The organism is Labrys sp. KB_33_2 (assembly GCF_052114505.1).
Classification (GTDB): Bacteria; Pseudomonadota; Alphaproteobacteria; order Rhizobiales; family Labraceae; genus Labrys.
On sequence record NZ_JBFREW010000004.1, the window covers coordinates 119,460 to 139,828 of the forward strand.

Consider the following 20,369-nt stretch of genomic DNA (forward strand, 5'->3'; position numbering starts at 1 on the left):
GAGCCGGACAGGCGATCGCAACACGTCCTTGGCGGGCCCCTTCGGGGGCCCGTTTTCGTTTGTGCTTGGGATATCAGAACTTCTTGCTGAGGAATTTCGAGCCGCTCCAGCCGAAGCGCCAAGGCCGTTCGATTGCCTTGCTGATACCGATGCGGGGGCCGGCGGCGATGGGTGGCTCATGGGCTCGCCGCAGGAGTTCGAAGGGGAGCTGGGTCATCGCCAGCCCGTTCTGACCGCCGGTCAGCCCCAAGGCCTGGCAAAGCCGCCCGGGTCCAGAGCAGAACAGGGCCGGATTGGCGAGCCCCCGCCTCTGCGCCATGCGATCGAGTCCCGCAGTCGGTTCCAGGGCTCGCAGCAGCACCGCACTAGCGCGGCCGGGCTCTCCGGATACGATATTGGCGCACCAATGCATGCCGTAGGACAGATAGATGTAGATATGGCCTGGCGGGCCGAACATCACGGCGTTGCGCTGCGTCGGCCCGCGATAGGTGTGAGAGGCCGGATCGTCACGGTCATAGGCCTCGGTCTCGACGATGACGCCGCCGACGCCATCGACCAAGAGGGTCATGCCGATCAGATCTCTGGCAACGGTGAGAACGTCGCGTCTATAGAAGGCGGCGGGAGCATAGGCCTGGGATGAATTGGGCATTTCTCAGATTTTGGAAGATTATTGGGTTCTTTTGAGCTTTTTTGCGCAAAATTCTCGCTCAAATTAATCTATTGTCACGAAATCGACGCGGTTTGAAGCGCCACGGCATTGACAGGCGATAATCCCTGTTTAGCTTGCGGGCGCAATAGAAGTTAGGAACTTGTTGATGAACGACGCTTTCGACCGACGGCTTTTCCTCCAGGGAGCCGTAAGTCTCTCGACTCTGATGGCACTGGGCCTTCCGACCGCAGCATTCGCCGACGAGGGCGCGCTGACTTTCGGTCCGCCTGCGCCTTTTTCCTTCGAGGGTCTGGTCGAGCGTGCCAAGAAGCTGGCGACGGAGGCCTATGTTCCGACCGAGAAACCAGCGCCCGACATCACCTCCAAGCTGACTTATGAGGAACTCGGCAAGATCAAGTTCAAGACCGAGGACGCTCTGTGGGCCGATGGTCCAGCGCCCTTCCCGGTCACCTTCTTCCATCTCGGCACCTTCTTCCAGAAGAAGGTCACCATCAACGTGGTCGAAGGCAAGAACGCCAGCGAGATCATCTACCGCAAGGCTTCCTTCGACATGCCGACGGACAGCCCGGCGCAGGCCATGCCCGACGGCGTCGGCTTTGCCGGTTTCCGCTTCCAGGAGCCCCGCAACGGGCCGGTCGACTGGAAGAAGAACGACTGGGTCGCCTTCCTCGGCGCCTCCTATTTCCGCGCCATCGGTGAGCTCTATCAATATGGCCTGTCGGCCCGCGGCCTTGCCGTCAACGCAGCCGATCCTAACCCGCCCCATCAGGAAGAATTCCCCGATTTCAAGGAGTTCTGGCTGGAAGCCGTTCCCGGCTCAGCCGACCAGATCAAGGTCTATGCCCTCTTGGACGGTCCGTCCGTCGCCGGCGCCTTCTCCTTCCTGATGACGCGCGCCAAGGCCGTGCTGATGGATATCGAGGCGCAGGTCTTCACGCGCAACGATATCAGCCGTTTCGGCCTGACCCCGCTGACCTCGATGTATTGGTTCTCCGAGACAGCCAAGCAGACCGCAGTCGACTGGCGCCCGGAAGTGCATGATTCCGACGGCCTGGCCATGTGGACGGGCGGCGGCGAGCATATCTGGCGCCCGCTCAACAATGTGCCGGCCACCACCACCTCGGCCTTCACCGATACCAACCCGCGCGGCTTCGGCCTGCTGCAGCGCGACCGCCTGTTCGATCACTATCTCGACGGCGTCAAATATGATCTGCGGCCCTCGCTGTGGGTGGAGCCCCTGGCGCCGTTCGGCGAAGGCACCGTCCAGCTCATCGAAATCCCCACCAATGACGAGATCCACGACAACGTCGTGGCGATGTGGGTGCCGAAGGATCCGGTCAAGGCCGGCCAGCAATTCACGCTGAAATATCGTCTGCACTGGTCGGCGGACGAGCCCTTCCCCACCAATCTCGCCCGCGTGGTGGCGACGCGGCTGGGCAATGGCGGCCATCCCGGTACGCAGCGACCGGTCGGCTTGCGCAAATTCGTGATCGAGTTTCTCGGCGACCCGCTCAAGGACCTGCCCTACGGCGTCAAGCCCGAGCCGATCATCACCGCCTCGCGCGGCGAGCTCTCCTACATCTTCACCGAAGCAGTGCCCGACGGCATCAACGGTCATTGGCGCGCCCAGTTTGACCTGCACGCCACGGGACCGGAGCCGGTGGAACTGCGCTGCTATCTCAAGCTCGGCGACAAGGTGCTGAGCGAGACCTGGCTCTACCAGTACCATCCGTTCGTATAGCGCTGGATGATCTGAGATATCATGCTCTGGTGATCCGGGGGCACCGCCCCCCGGAAGCCGTGCCGGCCTGTCGCACAAATCGGATACGAAAGCTCCGCATCAGCCCGGATCAAAGCGACAAATGAACGGCTGCTGTCGATCCTTTGCAGCTCAGACTCAGCCCGGTCACCTCACTTCAATTCGGCGCAGCCAGCCGACACCGCGGTCTTGATTTCGCCGAAAGAGATGTCGAAGCTCCATAGCCGTCAAAGTCGGGAATGAACAAGATGGCCACCTTTATCCTGATACCCGGCGGCTGGCAGGGCGGCTGGGTCTACCAGAGGGTGGCAGATATATTGACCGCGCACGGGCACAAAGCCTTGCCGACCACTCTTTCGGGGCTCGGTGACGTTCCCGCCCCGACGGCCAATCTTGACACCCACATAGACGAGGTCGTTCGTGCCGTGAAGTCGCATCGCGACGACCTGGTTCTTGTTGGACAATCCTACGGCGGAATGATCGTAAGCGGCGCCGCCGATGCTGCACCATCACAAATCCGGGCACTGGTCTATGTGGACGCCTATGTGCCTGAATCCGGCGACTCCGTCTGGTCGCTGACGACGCCTCGCTTTCGGGATGTCTTCATCGCAGGCACACAGGCCGACGGACTGACTTGCGCGCCGCCTCCCCATCTGGACCCGCGATGCCGGCCCCATCCAATCGGAACGTTTCTCCAGTCGATCAATCTCGGCGGACGTTGGCGTGACGTGCCGCGCAAGACCTTCATCGGCGCATTTGGATGGGAAGGAAGCCCGTTCCTTGACCTTTACCGGCGCCTGAGCAGCGAGCCGGAGTGGGCGACCCATGCCTTCGATTGCGGGCACAATGTCGCGCGACTGAAGCCCGAGGCCCTGGCCGCGATATTGCTGGCCCAGGTTTGAGCAACCGACGACCGCAGTCTACGCAACGTGCCACAATGCTTCGTTTCATGTGCTCCCTTCCCGCAAGATAGGCCTTGCTTCAAGGCTCGTCCCCATCGCTGACTTCCAAGTCGGGCGGAGAATAACGCGCTACCTTCCCAAAACCGGCATCTTGCTCTAGACACCCCTTTTGCCGAAGGGAGTCCCGATGCCATCCAGCACCGCGGCGGGGCAGGCCGTGCCTGTCGCCATCATCATGGGAAGTCAGTCCGATTGGGCCACGATGCGCCACGCTGCGCAGACCCTGGATACGCTCGGCATCGGTTATGAAGCCCGCATCGTCTCGGCACACCGCACGCCCGACCGCCTCTACGACTTCGCCAAATCGGCAAAGGCGAAGGGCTTCAAGCTGGTGATCGCTGGCGCTGGCGGCGCGGCCCATCTGCCCGGCATGGCTGCGGCCCTCACCCCGCTCCCCGTCTTCGGCGTTCCGGTTGAATCCAAGGCGCTTTCAGGCGTGGACAGCCTGCATTCCATCGTGCAGATGCCGGCCGGCATACCGGTGGGCACCTTGGCGATCGGACGTGCGGGCGCCGTCAACGCCGCTTTGCTCGCCGCCGCCGTGCTCGCCCTCCACGACGAGGCCCTGGCGACGCGGCTCGAGCGCTGGCGCGCCGCCCAGACCGAAGCGGTTGCCCATCATCCCGTTTCCGACGACACGGTGAAGGCATGAGCCAGGGTATCCAAACACCGCGCGTCGGACCGGGAGGAACGCTCGGCATTCTCGGCGGCGGCCAGCTCGGCCGCATGCTGGCCCTGGCGGCCGGACAGCTCGGCATACGCTGTCACATCTATTGCCCCGACGATACCAGCCCGGCCTTCCAGGTCGCCGAGCGCTTCACATGTGCCGCCTATGAGGACGAGGCGGCGCTTGCAGCCTTTGCCGAAAGCGTCGATGCCATCACCTATGAGTTCGAGAACATCCCGGCCGCCACGGCGGCGATCCTTTCCGCGGCGCGCCCCGTCCTGCCGGCCGTGCGCGCCCTGGAAACCACCGCGGACCGCCTGACGGAAAAGAACTTCGTGCGCTCGCTCGGCATCGGCACCGCCGAATTCCGGGCCGTCGACAGCCATGCCGACCTCGCCTCCGCCGTTGCCGCCCTGGGCCGCCCCAGCGTGCTCAAGACCCGGCGCTTCGGCTATGACGGCAAGGGGCAGACCATCATCCGGCCGGGCAACGACCTCTCGGAGGCACTGGCCCGCATGGGTGGCCAGCCCGCGATTCTGGAGGCCTTCGTCCCTTTCGAGACAGAAGTCTCGGTCATCGCAGTCCGGGCCGACGACGGCGCCGTGCGGACCTACGACCTCACCGAGAACCTTCATCACGACCACATTCTCGATCAGTCGATCGTACCTTCCCATTTTTCGGCGCTGGTCGAGGTCGAGGCCCGCGAAATCGCCGCCCGGATCATCGCTGCGCTCGACTATGTCGGCGTGCTCGCCGTCGAAATGTTCGTGACCTCGGACCGTCAGGTCCTGGTCAACGAAATCGCCCCGCGCGTGCACAATTCCGGGCACTGGACGCAGAATGCCTGTCTGGTCAGCCAATTCGAGAATCACGTGCGCGCCGTCTGCGGCTGGCCGCTGGGTTCCACCGAACGCCACTCAGACGCCGTGATGACCAATCTGATCGGCGACAGCGTGCATGCCTGGCGTGCTCTGGCCGCTGAACCGAACGCCTCGGTGCACCTCTATGGCAAGCGCGAGGCACGTGCGGGACGGAAAATGGGCCATGTCACACGGATAACGCCGAGATCGCGCTAATCCGTATGGACAGCGGCGATACCTTCTGATATGACCCCGCTTCCAAATTCGGCGGTGCTTTGGCACCGGGTTTCCTGTTGCCAAGCCGCCGCAGCGATTCACACCAGGATAATAGGACAGCACGCGTGCAGGTTCTCGTTCGCGATAACAATGTTGATCAGGCGCTGAAGGCGCTCAAGAAGAAGATGCAGCGTGAAGGCATCTTCCGTGAAATGAAGCTGCGCGGCCATTACGAGAAGCCGTCCGAGAAGCGCGCCCGCGAGGCTGCCGAGGCCGTTCGCCGCGCCCGCAAGCTGGCTCGCAAGAAGCTGCAGCGCGAAGGCCTGATTCCCGCAACGCCGCGCGTTGTGAAGAAGTAAGTCTGATTTTTGATCGGAAGATAGGTTGAACGAACGCCCGAGCCATTTGGCCCGGGCGTTCACGTTTGTAGCGTATGAGGTCGCCGGGGGTGCGCCGGCCAGGTGAGATGCGTCGAAATGCATGGAAAGGCTTTACTTTCCAGCAAGGTTAATGCGGCAGATTGCCGGTCGAGGACTCGCAGCTCCCGTAACTCGTCTCGATGGATCCGGACCGACAAGATGACATTTTCCACGACAACCACGGCAGAGTCCCCAGCCAGAACCTCCATCTCCCGTATCGCCGCCCTCCTGCTGCTGGGCGTTGCGGGCCTCGGTCTGGTCGGCTGTGCCTCCACCGGCAGCGGTGGCGATGATGGCGATGCCAGCAGCCGCCAGGTCTCGTCGGCCGATATCGGTTCACTTTCCTCGGTGATCGAAAAGAATCCCAACGATCCCGAAGCCTGGAACATGCGCGGCTCGGCCTATGCGCGTTCCAACCAGTACGGACCGGCGATCTCCGACTTCAACCGCGCGCTGCAGATCGATCCGAACTTCGTCCAGTCCCTGGCCAACCGCGCTTTGGTCTACCGCAAGACCGGCCAGACGGCCCAGGCCCTCGCCGACTACAATCAGGTGATCACCCACGATCCCAATTATGCGCCAGCCTATGTCGGCCGCGGCAACATCTATCGCCTGCAGGGCCAGACCCAACAGGCCATGGCCGACTATGACAAGGCCATCAAGATCAAGCCGGAGACGGCCGAGGCCTATTACAATCGCGGCTTGATCCGCCAGGCCAGCGCCAATCATGAAGTCGCGATCGACGATTTCACCTCGGCGATCTCCAACGATCCGCGCGCCGAGGCCCCCTATTATTCACGCGGCAGCTCCTATCTGCAGTTGCAGAAATACAAGGAAGCACTGTCCGACTTCGATCAGGCCCTGCAGATCAACAACCGCAACGCCGCCTCCTGGGCGGGCCGCGGCTATGCCCAGGCCGGCTTGAACGACACCCAGAAGGCACGCGAGAGCTTCCAGCGCGCGCTGGCGATCGATTCGAGCAACGCAGCGGCTAAGAGCGGCCTCAGCCGGCTCGGCGGCGGCGCCTGAGGGCACGGCTGCAAGGCAACGCGCCTCAAGTCGGTGAGGGCGGCCATCCGCGAGTGGCAGGCCGTCTCACCTCGCGTGGCGTCCCCCTGCCCGTTCGGCTGGAAGGCAGGGCCCTCAGTAGGACCCGCCTTCCTCCCGTCCGAGCGCCGTCTCGGCCGCGGCAACGATTTCCTGGGCGGAAGGAAACTTCCCGATTCCCGCCAGGCCCTCGCTGCATTCGATGTGGGTCCAGCGCACCAGCCCCTCGCGATCGATGAGAAATTGCCCCTTGAGCTGAGGCCATTGCCGCTCCAGATCGGCATGATCGGTCTGGTTCTCGATGTAACCGTCGAGCTGGGCCAGCGCCTCTGCGGCTTGCCGAACCGGCAAAGGTTCCGCCAGCTCACCGGTGGGATTGACACGGGTCTCCGCCAGGGCGGCCATCAGCTCCGGTGTCGGCAGCGGCTTGGGGACACCATAGGCCCGGTGCGTCGACAGCGTCGGATCGGTTGCGATGCGCAGCCGGCTCGGCCTGAACTTGAAATAGAGCCGGGCATTTTCGAGTTCGGTCGCGACGACGCCGAGCGTCTCGATCCCCAACGCCTGCAATTGGGGAGCCGTTGCGGCCATCTGCGCGATCGCCCTGCGGCAGAACGGGCACCACAATCCGACGAACAGGGCAAGAAACAACGAATTCCTGCCGCGAAAATCGGCGAGCGATACGCTGCCCGACCCGTCGAGAGCGGGCAACGAGAAATCCGGCGCGCGTTCACCCAAGGCAATCGGCACCAGTGTCGGCTGCATGTTCATGCAAAACCCCTTTCATCGTGGCCAAAAACATCGTGTCGAAAATTTAGGGTGTGCCGTCCGTGATGGTTTCGGCGGAAACGATGCGACGACAAGGAATGGAGTTAACAAAAAAACGGCAAGACCATCAGGGCGTCTGGCTCCAGGCCGGCACGCTGACAAACCTCCTGCGACTTGGCCAAGTATAGCGCCGCTTGCTCCTGGTTCCCAGCGTCCAGATGGAGCGTGCCCAAGCCATCATAGCAGGGAAACAGGAATTGCGGCTCGCCCATGCGTTCGGCCAGGCGCAAGGCTTCCTCATAGGAGGCGAAGGCGAGCCGGTGTTCGCCGCGACATTGATAGATCTGGCCAAGGATGATGAGCGGCGCGGCCAGGTGATCGAGCAGGCCGAGCCGCCGATCGAGATCGACCGCCATCTGCGCTGCTTCGACGCCCTCCGCCTCGCAGCGATCGGTCAGCGCACAATAGGCGACCGCGAGATTGGCGTAGATCCGGGACTGGAAACCAAGGTCTCCTACCTTCTTGGCCATCTCCAAGCCACGCAGGCAGGTTGCGATGCTGCGCTGCGGATCGAGGGAGCTGTAGAGCACGCCGAGATTGGTATAGCCACGGCAGGCAGCCTGCAGCAGGCGATGGTCCTCGGCGAGCCGCACGCTCTGCTCGATCTGCTCGATCGCATCCGCCGGCCGGCCGATGCGCGCTAGCGCCACGCCGATGGTGTTGTAGGCCTGAGCCCGTATCGCAGCCAATTCCCGCAGACGTTCCTGCTCCGCATCGGCACCCTCACGATCCGTCTCGGCAAGGGCTCGTTCCGCCCAGGCGATCGCACCGTCATTGTCGCCGGTGCGAAAGGCCAACCGCCCGACCTCCTGGAGCAATTGCGCACGCTCGGGCGAATATCCCTCGCCCCCGATCAAGGCGAGGCCTTGCATGAAGCAGCCCCTGGCTGCCTGGCGATCGCCCGCTTCCCAATGCAGACCACCGATCTTGCGCTGGAGGCGCGCCGCCGCGGCCGAATCCGCCGCGGCCTCGAAGGCCTGACGCACGGCCTCATAGTGAATAGCCGCCTCTGTTCGCCGCTCGGTCAGCGCCAGCAGGTCCGCCAACCTTTCCCGTGTCGCCAAGCTGTCACCTTCGCAGCCGGCGCAGTCGGACAGAATACCAAAGGCCCGCTCATAATGGCGGATGGCATCGTCATTGGCGTAGACGGCGCGGGCCCGGTCGCCAGCCGCCATGAGATAGCGCGCGCCCTTGGCCTTGTCGAGGCTCAGGCTCCAATGATGGCCCAACGCCTCCAGATCGCTCAGCCTCTCGGGACGGCCACCCACGGCCCGTTCGAGTGCGCGGCCGGCCCGGTCGTGCAGTTCGGTCCGGCGGGCAAGCAGCAGGTTCTGGTAGACGGCTTCATGGATGAGAGCATGGGTGAAGCGATAGCTGCCCGCGCCCTCGCTGACCCGGACGATGAAATTTGCCTCGGTCAGGTCGCGGAGAGCGGCTTCCACTCGAGCCGGTTCGGTGGCGATAGCCGCAAGATGGGCATCCTCGAACGCCATGCCGAGTACGGCTACCTCATGCAGCACACGCCGCTGGTCCGCCGGCAGTTCATCGACGCGCGACAGCAGCAAGCCCTGCAGGGTCGGCGGGACATTGTCGGCTTCGAGCGGGGCCGCGCGGATCCAGCGATCTCCCTCGCGCCGGAGCACGCCCCTGGCCACCAGGCTTCGGACGATCTCTTCCACGAAGAGAGGATTGCCACCGGACCGACGGATGACGAAGGCCCGGATTTCATCGAGAGTATCCGCGTCGGCCTCCCCAAAAAGGGCGCCGACGAAGGCCCGCGTCTGATCCGCCGAAAGGGGAGCCAGGGGAAGGCTCGATTGCACGGCGTGGGCAAAGCATAGCGGGGGCCGGCCGGGGCGGTGGGACAGCACGATCATCAGGCGCCGATCCGCTAGGTGGTCGGCGATGTCGCACAACAGCTCCACCGAGGCCATGTCGGCCCAGTGCAGGTCTTCGACGACGACCAGCAAATGTCCCTGGTCCAGGCGGCGCCCGATCAGCATGCGCGCGGCCAGGGCGATCTGGCGTTTCACCTGTTCGGGCGCGAGTTCGTCGGCGCTCGCCCCCTCCATGCCGAGCATGTAGCTCAGGACCGGGATGACGGCCTCGGCCATTTCGAGCTCGGCACCCAGCCCGACAAGTCCAGCCGCAAGCTTTCGGCTCGCCGTTTCGAGCGTATCGTCGCGGTTCACCCGATAGGCCTCGCGGAACAGGGCACCGAAGACGCCATAGGCCGGTTCGCCAAGGGAGGAGCACGCGGTGCGGCGTACGGCACCGCCGGCCAGCCTGCCCTGCGCTTCGAGCACCGCCAGGAATTCGGCGACCAGCCGCGATTTGCCCGAACCAGCTTCCCCCACGAGGTTGACGATCTGGGCAGATCCCGCCTGCGCTCGATCGAAGGCGGCGATCAGCCCCGCCAATTCGTCGTCACGGCCGATCATCGGGCTTTCCAACCCATGGGCAGCCAGCCCGCGCGCCGAAGCGGGCGTGGTCGACAGGCCGATTAGCCGATAGGCCGCCACCGGCTCCGCCTTACCGCGCAGAGCCAGGACATGCGCTGGCTCGAAACTAAAACGGTGCTGGGCCAGGGCATGTGTGGCCGCGGAAACCAGGATAGTGCCTGAGGCCGCCGCCAGCAGGCGTGCCGTCGTGTTGACGGTGTCGCCGGTCACCGCATAGGCGGCGCCGGCGGCCTGGCCAAGGTGACCCGCAACCACAAGGCCGGTATGGACGCCGATATGGAGGCTCACCTGCTGTCCCAGCCGCCCGGCCCAGCGTTCATTGAGCCGGACGCTCTCCTCCGTCATGTCCAGCGCAGTGCAGAGGGCCCGCTCCGGATCGTCTTCATGGGCAATGGGTGCACCGAACACGGCCAGGACAGCATCGCCGACGAATTTTTCCACGAAGCCTTGATAACGCGTCACCACGCCCGCCAGGGTTTCGAACAGGGCGGTCTGGAACGCCCGCACCTCCTCGGGATCGAGCCGCTCGGCGAGCTGGGTGAAGCTCGAGACATCCGCAAAGAGCACTGTCACCTGTCGCCTGTCGACCTCTGGATCGGCGCGCGTCTTGGCCGGCACCAATGGCGCAGGGGCGACGGGTTCGGCGGCCGGGCCAGCTGCGCCGAGCGTCCGCGCCGTGCCGCAACGAGGACAAAAGGCAAATCCGGCCTCACAGAGGAAGCCGCATTTTGCGCAAGGCGCCGGTTGCGCACATCCGCATCGCGGGCAGAACGCGAAGACCGATGTCAGCTCAAGACCGCACCCGGCGCACACCATAGGACGATCCGCCAGAGATAATTCGGGCCCACCGCCCCGCCCATGGCCGCGATAGCCGGTCGGCGCCAGACCAGATCCAATTCCATGTTCTAATGGATCGAGCGACGCCAGGTGGAAGGAAATACATCTTCCTGCTCCAAACGCAGGATTTTGCTCACGTTTTTATTCTAGGCGGCGCATAGGGGCACAGCAAGCGTCTTTTGAGCCGGCCACTCGCAACCTCCTTCTTCCTTGGCAAAGAGTAGATATGAATGTTTCGCCGCGCCCCGTCCGTCACACCAACTTCAATCGATAAGTATTTCGATTACAATTATCCGTATTTCCCGGTATTTTGACTTCAGGCACCGACCGAAGACCACCTCACTCAAGTCGTGTGCGCTATTGGTACGAGGGAGCGGTGAAGCAAGAGCCCATGCCGAGCATCCAGGCCGAGGCGCCCGGCCGGGGGTCCATCGAGCCGGCGGCGGATGGCAAGACGCTCCCACCATTGTTTGTCTATATTTGGCGCAACAGCCGGCGGCAGCAGATCATTATCCTGGTCGCGGTCCTGCTCTCCTTGCCGTTCTACTTTCTGTCGCTCGACCTGCCCCGCAGCATCGTCAACGATGCCATCCAGGGTCGCGCTTTCCCGCACGAAGTTACCGAGGCGCCGCTTTTCGCCCTCAGCCTGACCCTGCCGGCCTTTCTGGGCGGCGGCACGCTGAGTTATGCAGGCGTCACCTTCTCCCGCATCGCCTATCTGATGGTGCTCAGCTCCGTCTTCATGCTGCTGGTGCTGGTCAACGGTGCTTTTCGCTATGTCATCAACATGCAGAAGGGCAAGCTCGGCGAGGAATTGTTGCGTCGCCTGCGCCTCGATCTCTTCGACCTGTTGCTGCGCTTCAGGCCCGAAGCCATCCGCACGATTCGCTCGGCAGAGGTCGCTACCATCATCCGTGACGAGGTCGAGCCGATCGGCGGCTTCGTCGGCGATGCCTATATCCAACCCGCTTTTCTTGGCAGCCAGGCTCTCACCGCCCTCGGCTTCATCCTGCTGCAAAGTCCCCTGCTTGGCCTTCTCGCTGCGGCCATGGTGCTGGTCCAGGGCCTGATCATCCCGCGGCTGCGGCGCGAGCAGCTCAGGCTCGGGCGCCAGCGCCAGGCACGCTCACGCTCGCTTGCCGGTCATGTCGGCGAGATCGTCGACGGCATCGGCGAGGTCAGCAACCATGGCACGGCTGCCTACGAAAGGCACAGGATCGTCGGCATTCTCGATGAGCTCTTCTGGATCCGCTATCGCCTTTATGGCCGGAAGTTCATGGTGAAATTCATCAATTCCGTGCTGGCGCAGGTGACGCCCTTCCTGTTCTACGCGCTGGGCGGCTATTTCGCCTTGCGCGGTTCGCTGGACATCGGCCAGTTGGTGGCGGTGATCGCGGCCTATCGCGACCTGCCACCGCCCATCAAGGAGTTGATCGACTGGGACCAGCAGCGCCAGGACGTCGAGGTCAAATATGAGCAGATCCTGGAGCAGTTCTCCCTGGCCGAACTGCCTCGGCCCGCCGGAGCGGCCCCCGACCTGACGTCCGGCGGCTCTATCGCCGTCGAAGCCCTGCGGATCCACGCGCCAAGCGGCGACGTCCTCCTCGACAACGCCAATCTCACCCTGCCGCTGGGGTCGCATGTGCTGTTCACCGGCTCCCGCGGCGAGGGCTTCATCGCCCTGGCCCAGGTTCTGGCGCGCCGCCTGACGGAATTCAGCGGCAGGGTACGCTTTGCCGGACAGGACATCGCCGCCTTGCCTGCAGACTGGATCGGGGAAAATCTCGGTTATCTCGGTCCCGATTGCAGCATTTTTGGGCGTTCGCTGCGCGATAACATCGTCTACAGCCTGCTAAACCAACCTGTTGGCGCGAGCGCGGGCGCCCTCGATCTGAGCAGGGCCGGGGCCACCGATTCGCGGGAACTCGACCAGCTTATCGTCAACCTGCTGGCCGAGGTCGGCCTCGCCGAGGCTGTCTATGGCTTCGGCCTTGCCCGCAAATTCGCCGTCGAGCCCGATCCCGAGCTTGCCCAACGCCTCGTTGCCTGCCGCCGGCAGCTCATCCGGGAACTCGAAGCGACGCATCTGGCTGAGCTGATCGAGCCTTTCGATCCGGCCTGCTTCAACCCCTATGCCACCCTGGGCGAGAACCTGTTCTTCGGCGTGCCGACCGCCGAAGGCGCCATCGAGGCCCTGATCGACGACCCGCAGATCGCCGCCTTGCTCGCCGAGCAGGGACTCGATCGCAGCCTCGCCGACCTGGGACTGAAAATCAGCGCGACCATGGTGGAAGTCTTCTCGCAGATCGCCGCAGACCATATCGCATTCGAGCGCTTTTCCTTCATCTCTTCGAGCGATCTGCCGCACTTTGCCGAGATTGTCGCCCGCGCCGGCGCACGAGGCACCGGCACCCTTGCACCAACCGAACGCAAAAGCCTGTTCATGCTGGCGCTCAATTATGTCGAGACCCGCCACTGGCTTGGGCTGGTGACCGATGCCCTCGCCGAGACGATCGTGCGAACCCGCAAGCAGATCATGGCCCTCGATCCCGCCCGGTTCGTCCGAAAGCTGGAATTCTACGCGCCCGACCGGCTCTGCCCCGCCGCACCGCTGCGCGACAATCTGCTGTTCGGACGCATCGACCATGCGATGGCCGGCGCCGAAGAGCGCGTCATGACCACCCTGCGCAAGGTCGTGCAGGATTGCGGGCTCGAGCCTGTCATCTACCGGCTCGGCCTCGATCAGGAGGCCGGCCCCGGCGGACGCCTGCTGCTGCCGGCCCACAAATGCGCCCTTGCTTTGGCGCGCTGTCTCATCAAACGCCCGAAGATCCTCATCCTCGACCAGCCCGACCTGATGTTTCCGGAAGGCCAGCGCGCCCTCATCCTGGAGACGGCGCGCCGCCGCATGGCCGGGTGTACCCTCATCGTCGCCACGCGGGACGACACGGCGCGGACTTCGTTCGATGTCGTGGTTGCGACCCGTGGCAACCGCATCGAAGCGGTGACCCGGCTATCCGCGCCGACGGCGCCCCAGGAAGCCGTGCCCGAGACGCTGATCGAGGACTTGCCCGAGGTCCAGGCCCTGCGCGACGTGCCGATGTTCGCGGCCCTGGACACGCCACGCCTGAAGCTGATCGCCTTCACCTGCGAACACGTGGCGTTCGCACAAGGCCAGACCCTGTTTCGCCAGGGCGATGTCGCCGATGCCGCCTATGTCATCCTCTCGGGCACCGCCGACGCCTTCATGGAACATGAGGGCGAGAGCTTTCATCTGTCCACGACCGAGCGGCATTCCATCATCGGCGAGATGGGACTGATAGGCAGCTTGCCTCGTTCGGCCACGGTGGTGGCGGCCACTGACCTCGGCACCCTGAAGATCGCCAAGGACATTTTCGTCAATCTCCTTACCGAACTGCCCTCCGTTGCGCTCGTGGTGATGCGCGACCAGATCAAACGGCTGGTCCTTGCCGAGAGCCGCCTCACCCGCCTGATGCAAGGCCTGCCTCCCTTCGGCGCGGATGACCCCGGTCCGTCCTGAGCAGAAACGGGCCGGCGCACGAGGCCTTTGAACGCGGCGTCAAGAATCGCGCGCTTTGGGGCTTACATCTCGGGCCATCAATCCAATATAAGGCAGAGCGAATGCGGCTGGGACGAATGCGCACCCGGCCGTGCGCCTATCCGTTGCTGAAGAGTGCGTCCGCGCTCCGGAGATTGCCATGGCCGACACGATTGCTTCCGAAAGCAAGACGTCCGACAAGATTCCCGTCACCGTTCTCACCGGCTATCTCGGCGCCGGCAAGACCACCCTGCTCAACCGCATCCTGACCGAGCCCCATGGCAAGCGCTATGCCGTCATCGTCAATGAATTCGGCGAGATCGGCATCGACAACGACCTCATCGTCGACGCCGACGAAGAGGTGTTCGAGATGAACAATGGCTGCGTGTGCTGCACGGTGCGGGGCGACCTCATCCGCATCATCGACGGCCTGCTCAAGCGCAAGGGCAAGTTCGACGCCATCCTGGTGGAGACCACGGGCCTCGCCGATCCCGCGCCGGTAGCGCAGACCTTCTTCGTCGACCAGGATGTCGCCGAAAAGACCCGCCTCGACGCTGTGGTCACCGTGGCCGATGCCAAATGGCTCAAGGATCGGCTCAAGGACGCCCCCGAGGCCAAGAACCAGATCGCCTTCGCCGACGTCATCGTGCTGAACAAGACCGACCTCGTCACTGCGCCCGAACTGCATGAGGTCGAGATGCGCATCCGCGCTCTCAACCCTTATGCCAAGCTGCACAAGGCGACCCGTTCCAACGTGGCGATCTCAGATGTGCTCGGCCGCAACGCCTTCGACCTCGACCGCATCCTGGACCTGGAACCCGCTTTCCTAGAGGTCGACGAGCACGACCATGATCACGACCATCACCATGGCCATGGCCATGACCATCATCACCATGACCACGGCCTGAAGCACTATCACGACGAGACCATGCAGTCCTTGTCGCTGAAGATCGATGGCGATGTCGATCCGGCCAAGTTCATGCCCTGGATCGACCGCATCGCCCAGAGCGAGGGGCCGAGCCTGCTGCGCTGGAAGGGTATCCTCTCCTTCAAGGACGAGCCGCGCCGTTTCGTGCTGCAGGGCGTGCACATGATCGTGGACGGCGACCTCCAGCGGGAGTGGAAGCCGGACGAAAAGCGAGAATCGCGTCTCGTCTTCATCGGACACAATCTCAACCGCGACGAGCTCGAAAAGGGCTTCCGCGCCTGCGCGGCGTGATCGTATACCCTCCCCTGCAGGGGGAGGGTCGGCCTGAAGGCTGGGGTGGGACGAATTCACCGCCCACCCGGACCCGTCACCTCCCGACGCTACGCGTCGACCCTCCCCCTCCAGGGAGGGTGTAAGTTCCAAGAGTCTCCCTTGAACACCACCACCTTCCCTTCCCTGTCCGAGAGCGTCACCTCGATCGAGGCCGGCAGCCATGTGCTGGCCTGCCATTGGCTTGGCCGCACGCCTGTCTTTGCGTTGGCCGACGGCACCGTGCTCAGGGCGGAGATCGGCGAAGAGAAGCGCGATGCCCTGTTCGGCGATGCCGGCCTGCTGGCCGTCACCGCCAATGCCACCACACTCGTCGCCGGCGGCGATGACGGCCGAATCATGGCCCTCTCCGCCAATGGCGAGATCGGCCAGATCGGGCAGGCCGGCAACAGATGGATCGACGCGGTGGCGGTGTCCGCAGGAGGCGCAACGGCCTGGTCGGCGGGCAAGGCCGTCTATGCCCGCGACGAGAAGGGTACTGTGAAGCAGTGGACGGCGCCGTCCAGCGTGCGGGGCCTTGCCTTCATGCCCAAAGGCTACCGCCTCGCCGTGGCGCACTACAATGGCGTATCCGCCTGGTTTCCCAATTCGAGCGCTGCCCCCGAATTCTACGAATGGAAGGGCAGCCATCTCGACATCACGATTTCGCCCGACAACCGCTTCATCGTCACCTCCATGCAGGAGAACACCCTCCATGGCTGGACTGTGGCCGAGAAGAAGCACATGCGCATGTCGGGCTATCCCTCCAAGACACGCTCCTTCTCCTGGTCGCATGACGGCAACTGGCTGGCGACTTCCGGCGCCGATGCCGGCATCGTCTGGCCGTTCCAGAGCAAGGACGGTCCCATGGGTAAGGCTCCGCGCGAATGCGGTATCCGCCACGCCAAGGTGACGCAGGTGGCCTTCCACCCCAAGGCGCTGGTGCTGGCGCTCGGCTATGAGGACGGCTGCGTGCTGCTTTGCCGCCTGACCGACGCCTCCGAAATCCTGGTGCGCCGTGCCATGCCCGGATCGGGCATCACAGCCCTGGCCTGGGACAAGACAGGAGCCCAGCTCGCCCTCGGCGCCGAGGATGGCGCTGCCGGCATCCTCACTTTGCCCGGAGCTGCCTGAGGCGATGTTCGGCCTGTTCCGCAAATCCAGCCAGGCCGAGCGCGACAGGGCAGCCGCCATCAAGCAGATGGCCCGGGAGATCCTGGACCTCGGCGAGGAGACCACCATCTCCGTCAGCGAAATCCAATGCGGCGATGCCGCCTGCCCAGGCACGGAAACGGTGATCCTGGTGATGCAGCCGGGCGTCAAGACCAAGGCCTACAAGGTGCTGGCGCCGCTCCTGGAGGTGGAACGGGCTGCAGTAGAGGTGGCCTTGGCTGGATAGGGCCAGCTGGAAACCGGCGTTCCAGGAGTGCCCCTACACCCCGCGCCTTTCCAGTGCATCGACGTAGCGCGTCAAGGGGAAGCAGATCACGAAGAAGATCAACGCCACGCAGCCATAGACGATGAAGGGCTGGAAGGTGGCGTTGTTGATGGCATTGGCCGTGCGCAGCAATTCCTCGAAGCCGATGATCGAGGTCAGCGCCGTGCTCTTCACCAACTGCACCAGGAAGCCGACGGTCGGGGCGCGCGTCATCGAGAGGACCTGGGGCAGGACGATCAGGCGCAATTGGCGCCAGTAATGCAGGCCAAGGCTGGCGCTCGCCTCCCACTGGCCCCGCGGCAAGGCCTCGACGCCGCCCCGCCAGATCTCGGCGAGAAAGGCGCTGGCGCACAAGGTCAGGCCGAGCACTGCCGTCAGCCAGGGGTCGATGCGCAGGCCGATGCGCGGCAGACCGAAGAACACCAGGAAGAGCTGCAGCAGGAGCGGGGTGCCCTGGAACAGCCCGATATACCATTCGGCCGGTCGGCTCAGCCATTTGCGGCTGTCGATGCGGGCGATCAGGATGGCGAGGCCGACCAGGCCGCCGCCGATGAAGGCGACGATCGAGAGAAGCACGGTCCAGCGGGCTGCCAGCAACAGATTGCGCGCGATGTCCCAGAAGGTGAACTCGATCATGCCAGACCTCCGAACAGGAAACGCCGGCCGCCGAACTGCAGGAGACGCCGCAGGACGATGCTCAGCACCAGATAGATCAAAGCGACCACCAGATAGGTCTCGAAGGGCAGGAAGGTGCGCGCCTGGATGAGATCGGCTTCATAAGTGAGTTCCTTCACCGCGATCTGCGAGACGGCCGCCGATTCCAGCATCATGATGACGATCTGGCTGCTGAGGGCCGGAAAGATCACCTTGAGGGCCTGAGGCAGCACGATCTTGACGAAGACCTGCCGTGGTCGCAGGCCCAGAGCCAGCCCCGCCTCCTTCTGCCCCCGCGAGACGGCGTCGAGGCCGGCGCCGACGATCTCGATGCCATAAGCGGTGAGGTTGATGGTAACAGCCACGATGGCGACCATCAGCGGATTGAGCAGGATGCCGAGGCTCGGCAGCCCGAAGAAGATGAAGAACATCTGCACGATGAACGGCGTATTGCGGATCAACTCCACATAGACAGTCACCAGATAGCGGACCGGCGCATGGCGGCTGCGCCGGCCGGCGGCACCCAGAACGCTGAGGAACAGGCCGAGCACGGCCGAGACCAGGATCATCAGGATCGTGATCCCGGCGCCTCTTGCGATCGCGGCAAGCGCGGCGCCGAGCCAGCCGAAGTCGAGACTACTGCCCATTTCCGTGCCCTTCCCTTCAAAGCCGGGGCGCACCAACGGCCTTGATGCCTGAACGATGAGGCATCGTCATTGCGTGTGGAGCGAAGCAATCCAGGTCCCTGGATTGCCGCGTCGCAGTGCTCCTCGCAATGACGTGCGGGTCAATTTTGAGAACCGCTCAGTCCTTGAGATCCTTGGGATCGAGCGGCTTTTGCAACCACTTCACCGAGATCTCGTTGAGCTTGCCATCCGCCAGCAGCTTGGCGACGGCGTCATTGAGAGCCTGCTTGAGGCGGGGCTCGTTCTTATTGATGGCGATATGATCGGGCGAAGACAGCAGCTGGAACTTCTGCTCGGGCTTGAGATCCACCCGCTTGGCCAGCACCTGCGAGCCGACATCGTTGCCGACCACCATCACCTGGGCCTGGCCGGAGAGGAAGGCCTGGATCACCGAATTGTAATTGTCGAAGCGGCGAACATCGGCGGAAGCCGGCACCACCGCCGTGAGGGAAGTGTCCTCCAGCGTGCCGCGATTGACGGCAATGGTCTTGTCGCCGAGGTCTTCCTTTCCGGCCACCTTGAGGGCCTGCGGGCCGATCACGGCGATATAATAGGGCGCATAGGCCGATACGTAATCGACCACCTTCTCGCGTTCGGCGCTGTAGCCGACGCTCATCAAGAGGTCGACGCGCTTTTCGGTCAGGAAGGGAATGCGATTCTGGCCGGTCACGCTGACGAGGTTGAGCTTGACCTTCAGGCCGTCGGCGAGGATCTGCGCGACGTCGATGTCATAGCCCTTCAGGCTCATATCCGGGTTGACCGAGGAGAAGGGCGGGAAGTCGCCGAAGACGCCGACATTGATCACGCCGGCCTTGGTGATGTCGTCGAGTGCGTCGGCCTTGGCCGCGACGGTCGCGGCAAACAGGGCGGCCGTCAGGGTGGCGGCCCGCAGGAGACTGCGTAGGATCATGATGTCGGTCCTTTCCTTGGATGGTTTGTTCTGGTTGGAGGAAATGGCTCAGGCTGCAACCGGCACGACCACGCAGCCTTCGGCCGGCAGCCCGACGATGACCGGCTGGCCGAGGCCGTGCACGTCACCGCCGCGGTTGGGCTGGACGGCGAGAACCTGCCCGCCGCCCTGCAATTCGACCAGGATCTGCCGCATGGCACCGAGCGGAGTCACCTCCAGTACCTGGCCCGGGATGCGGTTGCGCTCACTGGAAAGAGCCGCCGCCTGCAGCGGCATCAGGTCGATGCTCTCGGGGCGCACGCACAGATCGACCTCGCTCCGCCCAGCCGTATCGTGCGGGGTCGAGACCACCAGCTTCAGGCCGTTGGCACCGACGAAGGCGGCAAGGCCGTTGCCCTGGGCTTCCAGGCGGCCACGGAACCAGTTGGCCCTGCCCATGAACTCGGCCACGAAGCGCGAGCGGGGCTTGCCATAGACCTCGTTCGGCGGTCCTTCCTGCACGATGCTGCCACTCTTCATCACGAAGACACGCTCGCCCAGGCTCATCGCCTCCTCCTGATCGTGGGTGACCACGATGGTGGTGGCGTCGACTGCGGCGAGCACCTGCTTGAGTTCGGCCCGCAATTCCTGGCGCAGCTTGGCATCGAGGGCGGACAGCGGTTCGTCGAGCAGGACCAGGCCGGGCCGCGTCGCCAGGGCGCGCGCCAGGGCGACACGCTGCTGCTGGCCGCCACTGAGTTGATGGGGCTTGCGATGGCCGAAATCCGGCAGGCGCACCAGTTCCAGCATCTGCGCGACGCGGTCGTCGATCTCGTTTCGCGGGCAGCCGCGATAGCGCAGCCCGTAGGCAATGTTCTCGGCGATGGTCATATGCGGAAACAGCGCATAATGCTGGAACAGCAGGCCGACATTGCGCTGATAGGGCTTGAGCCGTGTGACATCCTCGCCGGCGATGCGCACCGTGCCTGCATCCGGCCTTTCGAAGCCGGCGATGATGCGCAGAATGGTGGTCTTGCCGCAGCCGCTCGGTCCCAGAAGGGCAACGGTCTCGCCACCGGCGATCGAGAACGAGACGCCGTCGACCGCCGTCACATCGCCGAAATGCTTGACGGCATCGATGAATTCCACGGAGTTCGCCATGTCTCGCTCCCGTTATTT

Annotated in this window: 17 protein-coding genes; 10 read left to right on the plus strand and 7 right to left on the minus strand. The window is 64.0% G+C overall.

Translation table 11 applies throughout. From position 1 onward, the window contains the following. Window positions 1-73 precede the first annotated feature (73 nt). A complete protein-coding gene (locus AB4037_RS09045; protein WP_434955112.1) occupies window positions 74-649 on the minus strand; it encodes a DNA-3-methyladenine glycosylase in 576 nt (191 codons plus the stop codon). 166 nt (window positions 650-815) lie between these two features. Here AB4037_RS09045 and AB4037_RS09050 point away from each other — a divergent pair, with 166 nt between their 5' ends. The 6 genes from AB4037_RS09050 to AB4037_RS09075 all read left to right on the plus strand — a co-directional run bounded on the left by AB4037_RS09050 (window position 816) and on the right by AB4037_RS09075 (window position 6,582). Then, window positions 816-2,411, plus strand: coding sequence for a glucan biosynthesis protein (locus AB4037_RS09050; RefSeq protein ID WP_434955111.1), 1,596 nt, complete (start codon window positions 816-818; stop codon window positions 2,409-2,411). Window positions 2,412-2,677: 266 nt separating this feature from the next. After that, window positions 2,678-3,331, plus strand: a complete 654-nt coding sequence (locus AB4037_RS09055; RefSeq protein ID WP_441771281.1) for an alpha/beta fold hydrolase — start codon at window positions 2,678-2,680, stop codon at window positions 3,329-3,331. Window positions 3,332-3,518: 187 nt separating this feature from the next. Further along, window positions 3,519-4,043 carry a 5-(carboxyamino)imidazole ribonucleotide mutase gene (purE, locus tag AB4037_RS09060; RefSeq protein ID WP_434955109.1) on the plus strand — a complete coding sequence of 175 codons (525 nt, stop codon included), beginning with the start codon at window positions 3,519-3,521 and terminating at the stop codon, window positions 4,041-4,043. Beyond that, window positions 4,040-5,134 (plus strand): 5-(carboxyamino)imidazole ribonucleotide synthase, encoded by a 1,095-nt coding sequence (locus tag AB4037_RS09065; protein WP_434955108.1) that lies wholly within the window; start codon window positions 4,040-4,042, stop codon window positions 5,132-5,134. The genes purE and AB4037_RS09065 overlap by 4 nt, the downstream gene beginning before the upstream one ends. Window positions 5,135-5,259: 125 nt before the next feature. Continuing rightward, window positions 5,260-5,493 (plus strand): 30S ribosomal protein S21, encoded by a 234-nt coding sequence (rpsU, locus tag AB4037_RS09070; protein ID WP_068285423.1) that lies wholly within the window; start codon window positions 5,260-5,262, stop codon window positions 5,491-5,493. Window positions 5,494-5,712: 219 nt separating this feature from the next. Then, window positions 5,713-6,582, plus strand: a complete 870-nt coding sequence (locus AB4037_RS09075; protein WP_434955107.1) for a tetratricopeptide repeat protein — start codon at window positions 5,713-5,715, stop codon at window positions 6,580-6,582. 114 nt (window positions 6,583-6,696) lie between these two features. On the opposite strand, the gene AB4037_RS09080 is transcribed toward AB4037_RS09075, so the two are convergent. Together AB4037_RS09080 and AB4037_RS09085 are read right to left on the minus strand one after the other, a co-directional pair. Beyond that, entirely contained in the window at window positions 6,697-7,371 is a 675-nt protein-coding gene (locus tag AB4037_RS09080; RefSeq protein WP_441771282.1) for a redoxin domain-containing protein, read from the minus strand. A 101-nt stretch (window positions 7,372-7,472) separates the two neighbouring features. Continuing rightward, window positions 7,473-10,508 carry an ATP-binding protein gene (locus AB4037_RS09085; RefSeq protein ID WP_441771283.1) on the minus strand — a complete coding sequence of 1,012 codons (3,036 nt, stop codon included), beginning with the start codon at window positions 10,506-10,508 and terminating at the stop codon, window positions 7,473-7,475. A gap of 595 nt (window positions 10,509-11,103) precedes the next feature. Here AB4037_RS09085 and AB4037_RS09090 point away from each other — a divergent pair. The 4 genes from AB4037_RS09090 (at window position 11,104) to AB4037_RS09105 (ending at window position 16,922) form a co-directional block, all read left to right on the plus strand. Further along, window positions 11,104-14,268: a cyclic nucleotide-binding domain-containing protein gene (locus AB4037_RS09090; protein ID WP_441771284.1), complete on the plus strand. Its 3,165-nt coding sequence runs from the start codon at window positions 11,104-11,106 to the stop codon at window positions 14,266-14,268. A gap of 178 nt (window positions 14,269-14,446) precedes the next feature. Then, a complete protein-coding gene (locus AB4037_RS09095) occupies window positions 14,447-15,505 on the plus strand; it encodes a CobW family GTP-binding protein (protein WP_441771285.1) in 1,059 nt (352 codons plus the stop codon). Window positions 15,506-15,646: 141 nt separating this feature from the next. Further along, window positions 15,647-16,657, plus strand: coding sequence for a WD40 repeat domain-containing protein (locus tag AB4037_RS09100; protein ID WP_434955101.1), 1,011 nt, complete (start codon window positions 15,647-15,649; stop codon window positions 16,655-16,657). A gap of 4 nt (window positions 16,658-16,661) precedes the next feature. Continuing rightward, on the plus strand, window positions 16,662-16,922 hold the full coding sequence (locus AB4037_RS09105; protein ID WP_441771286.1) for a hypothetical protein: 261 nt from the start codon (window positions 16,662-16,664) through the stop codon (window positions 16,920-16,922). 33 nt (window positions 16,923-16,955) lie between these two features. On the opposite strand, the gene AB4037_RS09110 is transcribed toward AB4037_RS09105, so the two are convergent. The 4 genes from AB4037_RS09110 to AB4037_RS09125 form a co-directional block, all read right to left on the minus strand. Continuing rightward, window positions 16,956-17,597, minus strand: a complete 642-nt coding sequence (locus AB4037_RS09110) for an amino acid ABC transporter permease (RefSeq protein ID WP_434955099.1) — start codon at window positions 17,595-17,597, stop codon at window positions 16,956-16,958. Next, complete coding sequence (locus AB4037_RS09115) at window positions 17,594-18,262, minus strand: amino acid ABC transporter permease (protein WP_441771287.1); 669 nt, start codon at window positions 18,260-18,262, stop codon at window positions 17,594-17,596. Before AB4037_RS09115 ends, AB4037_RS09110 begins: the two co-directional genes overlap by 4 nt. 157 nt (window positions 18,263-18,419) lie before the next feature. Then, window positions 18,420-19,211: a transporter substrate-binding domain-containing protein gene (locus AB4037_RS09120; protein ID WP_434955097.1), complete on the minus strand. Its 792-nt coding sequence runs from the start codon at window positions 19,209-19,211 to the stop codon at window positions 18,420-18,422. A 48-nt stretch (window positions 19,212-19,259) separates the two neighbouring features. Further along, window positions 19,260-20,351, minus strand: a complete 1,092-nt coding sequence (locus AB4037_RS09125) for an ABC transporter ATP-binding protein (protein ID WP_434955096.1) — start codon at window positions 20,349-20,351, stop codon at window positions 19,260-19,262. Window positions 20,352-20,369: the final 18 nt, after the last annotated feature.

Coding starts and splice junctions, on each gene's coding strand:
- AB4037_RS09045 (WP_434955112.1), bottom strand. CDS start 649: ATGCCCAATTCATCCCAGGCCTATGCTCCCGCCGCCTTCTATAGACGC.
- AB4037_RS09050 (WP_434955111.1), top strand. CDS start 816: ATGAACGACGCTTTCGACCGACGGCTTTTCCTCCAGGGAGCCGTAAGT.
- AB4037_RS09055 (WP_441771281.1), top strand. CDS start 2,678: ATGGCCACCTTTATCCTGATACCCGGCGGCTGGCAGGGCGGCTGGGTC.
- purE (WP_434955109.1), top strand. CDS start 3,519: ATGCCATCCAGCACCGCGGCGGGGCAGGCCGTGCCTGTCGCCATCATC.
- AB4037_RS09065 (WP_434955108.1), top strand. CDS start 4,040: ATGAGCCAGGGTATCCAAACACCGCGCGTCGGACCGGGAGGAACGCTC.
- AB4037_RS09075 (WP_434955107.1), top strand. CDS start 5,713: ATGACATTTTCCACGACAACCACGGCAGAGTCCCCAGCCAGAACCTCC.
- AB4037_RS09080 (WP_441771282.1), bottom strand. CDS start 7,371: ATGAACATGCAGCCGACACTGGTGCCGATTGCCTTGGGTGAACGCGCG.
- AB4037_RS09095 (WP_441771285.1), top strand. CDS start 14,447: ATGGCCGACACGATTGCTTCCGAAAGCAAGACGTCCGACAAGATTCCC.
- AB4037_RS09105 (WP_441771286.1), top strand. CDS start 16,662: ATGTTCGGCCTGTTCCGCAAATCCAGCCAGGCCGAGCGCGACAGGGCA.
- AB4037_RS09110 (WP_434955099.1), bottom strand. CDS start 17,597: ATGATCGAGTTCACCTTCTGGGACATCGCGCGCAATCTGTTGCTGGCA.
- AB4037_RS09115 (WP_441771287.1), bottom strand. CDS start 18,262: ATGGGCAGTAGTCTCGACTTCGGCTGGCTCGGCGCCGCGCTTGCCGCG.
- AB4037_RS09120 (WP_434955097.1), bottom strand. CDS start 19,211: ATGATCCTACGCAGTCTCCTGCGGGCCGCCACCCTGACGGCCGCCCTG.
- AB4037_RS09125 (WP_434955096.1), bottom strand. CDS start 20,351: ATGGCGAACTCCGTGGAATTCATCGATGCCGTCAAGCATTTCGGCGAT.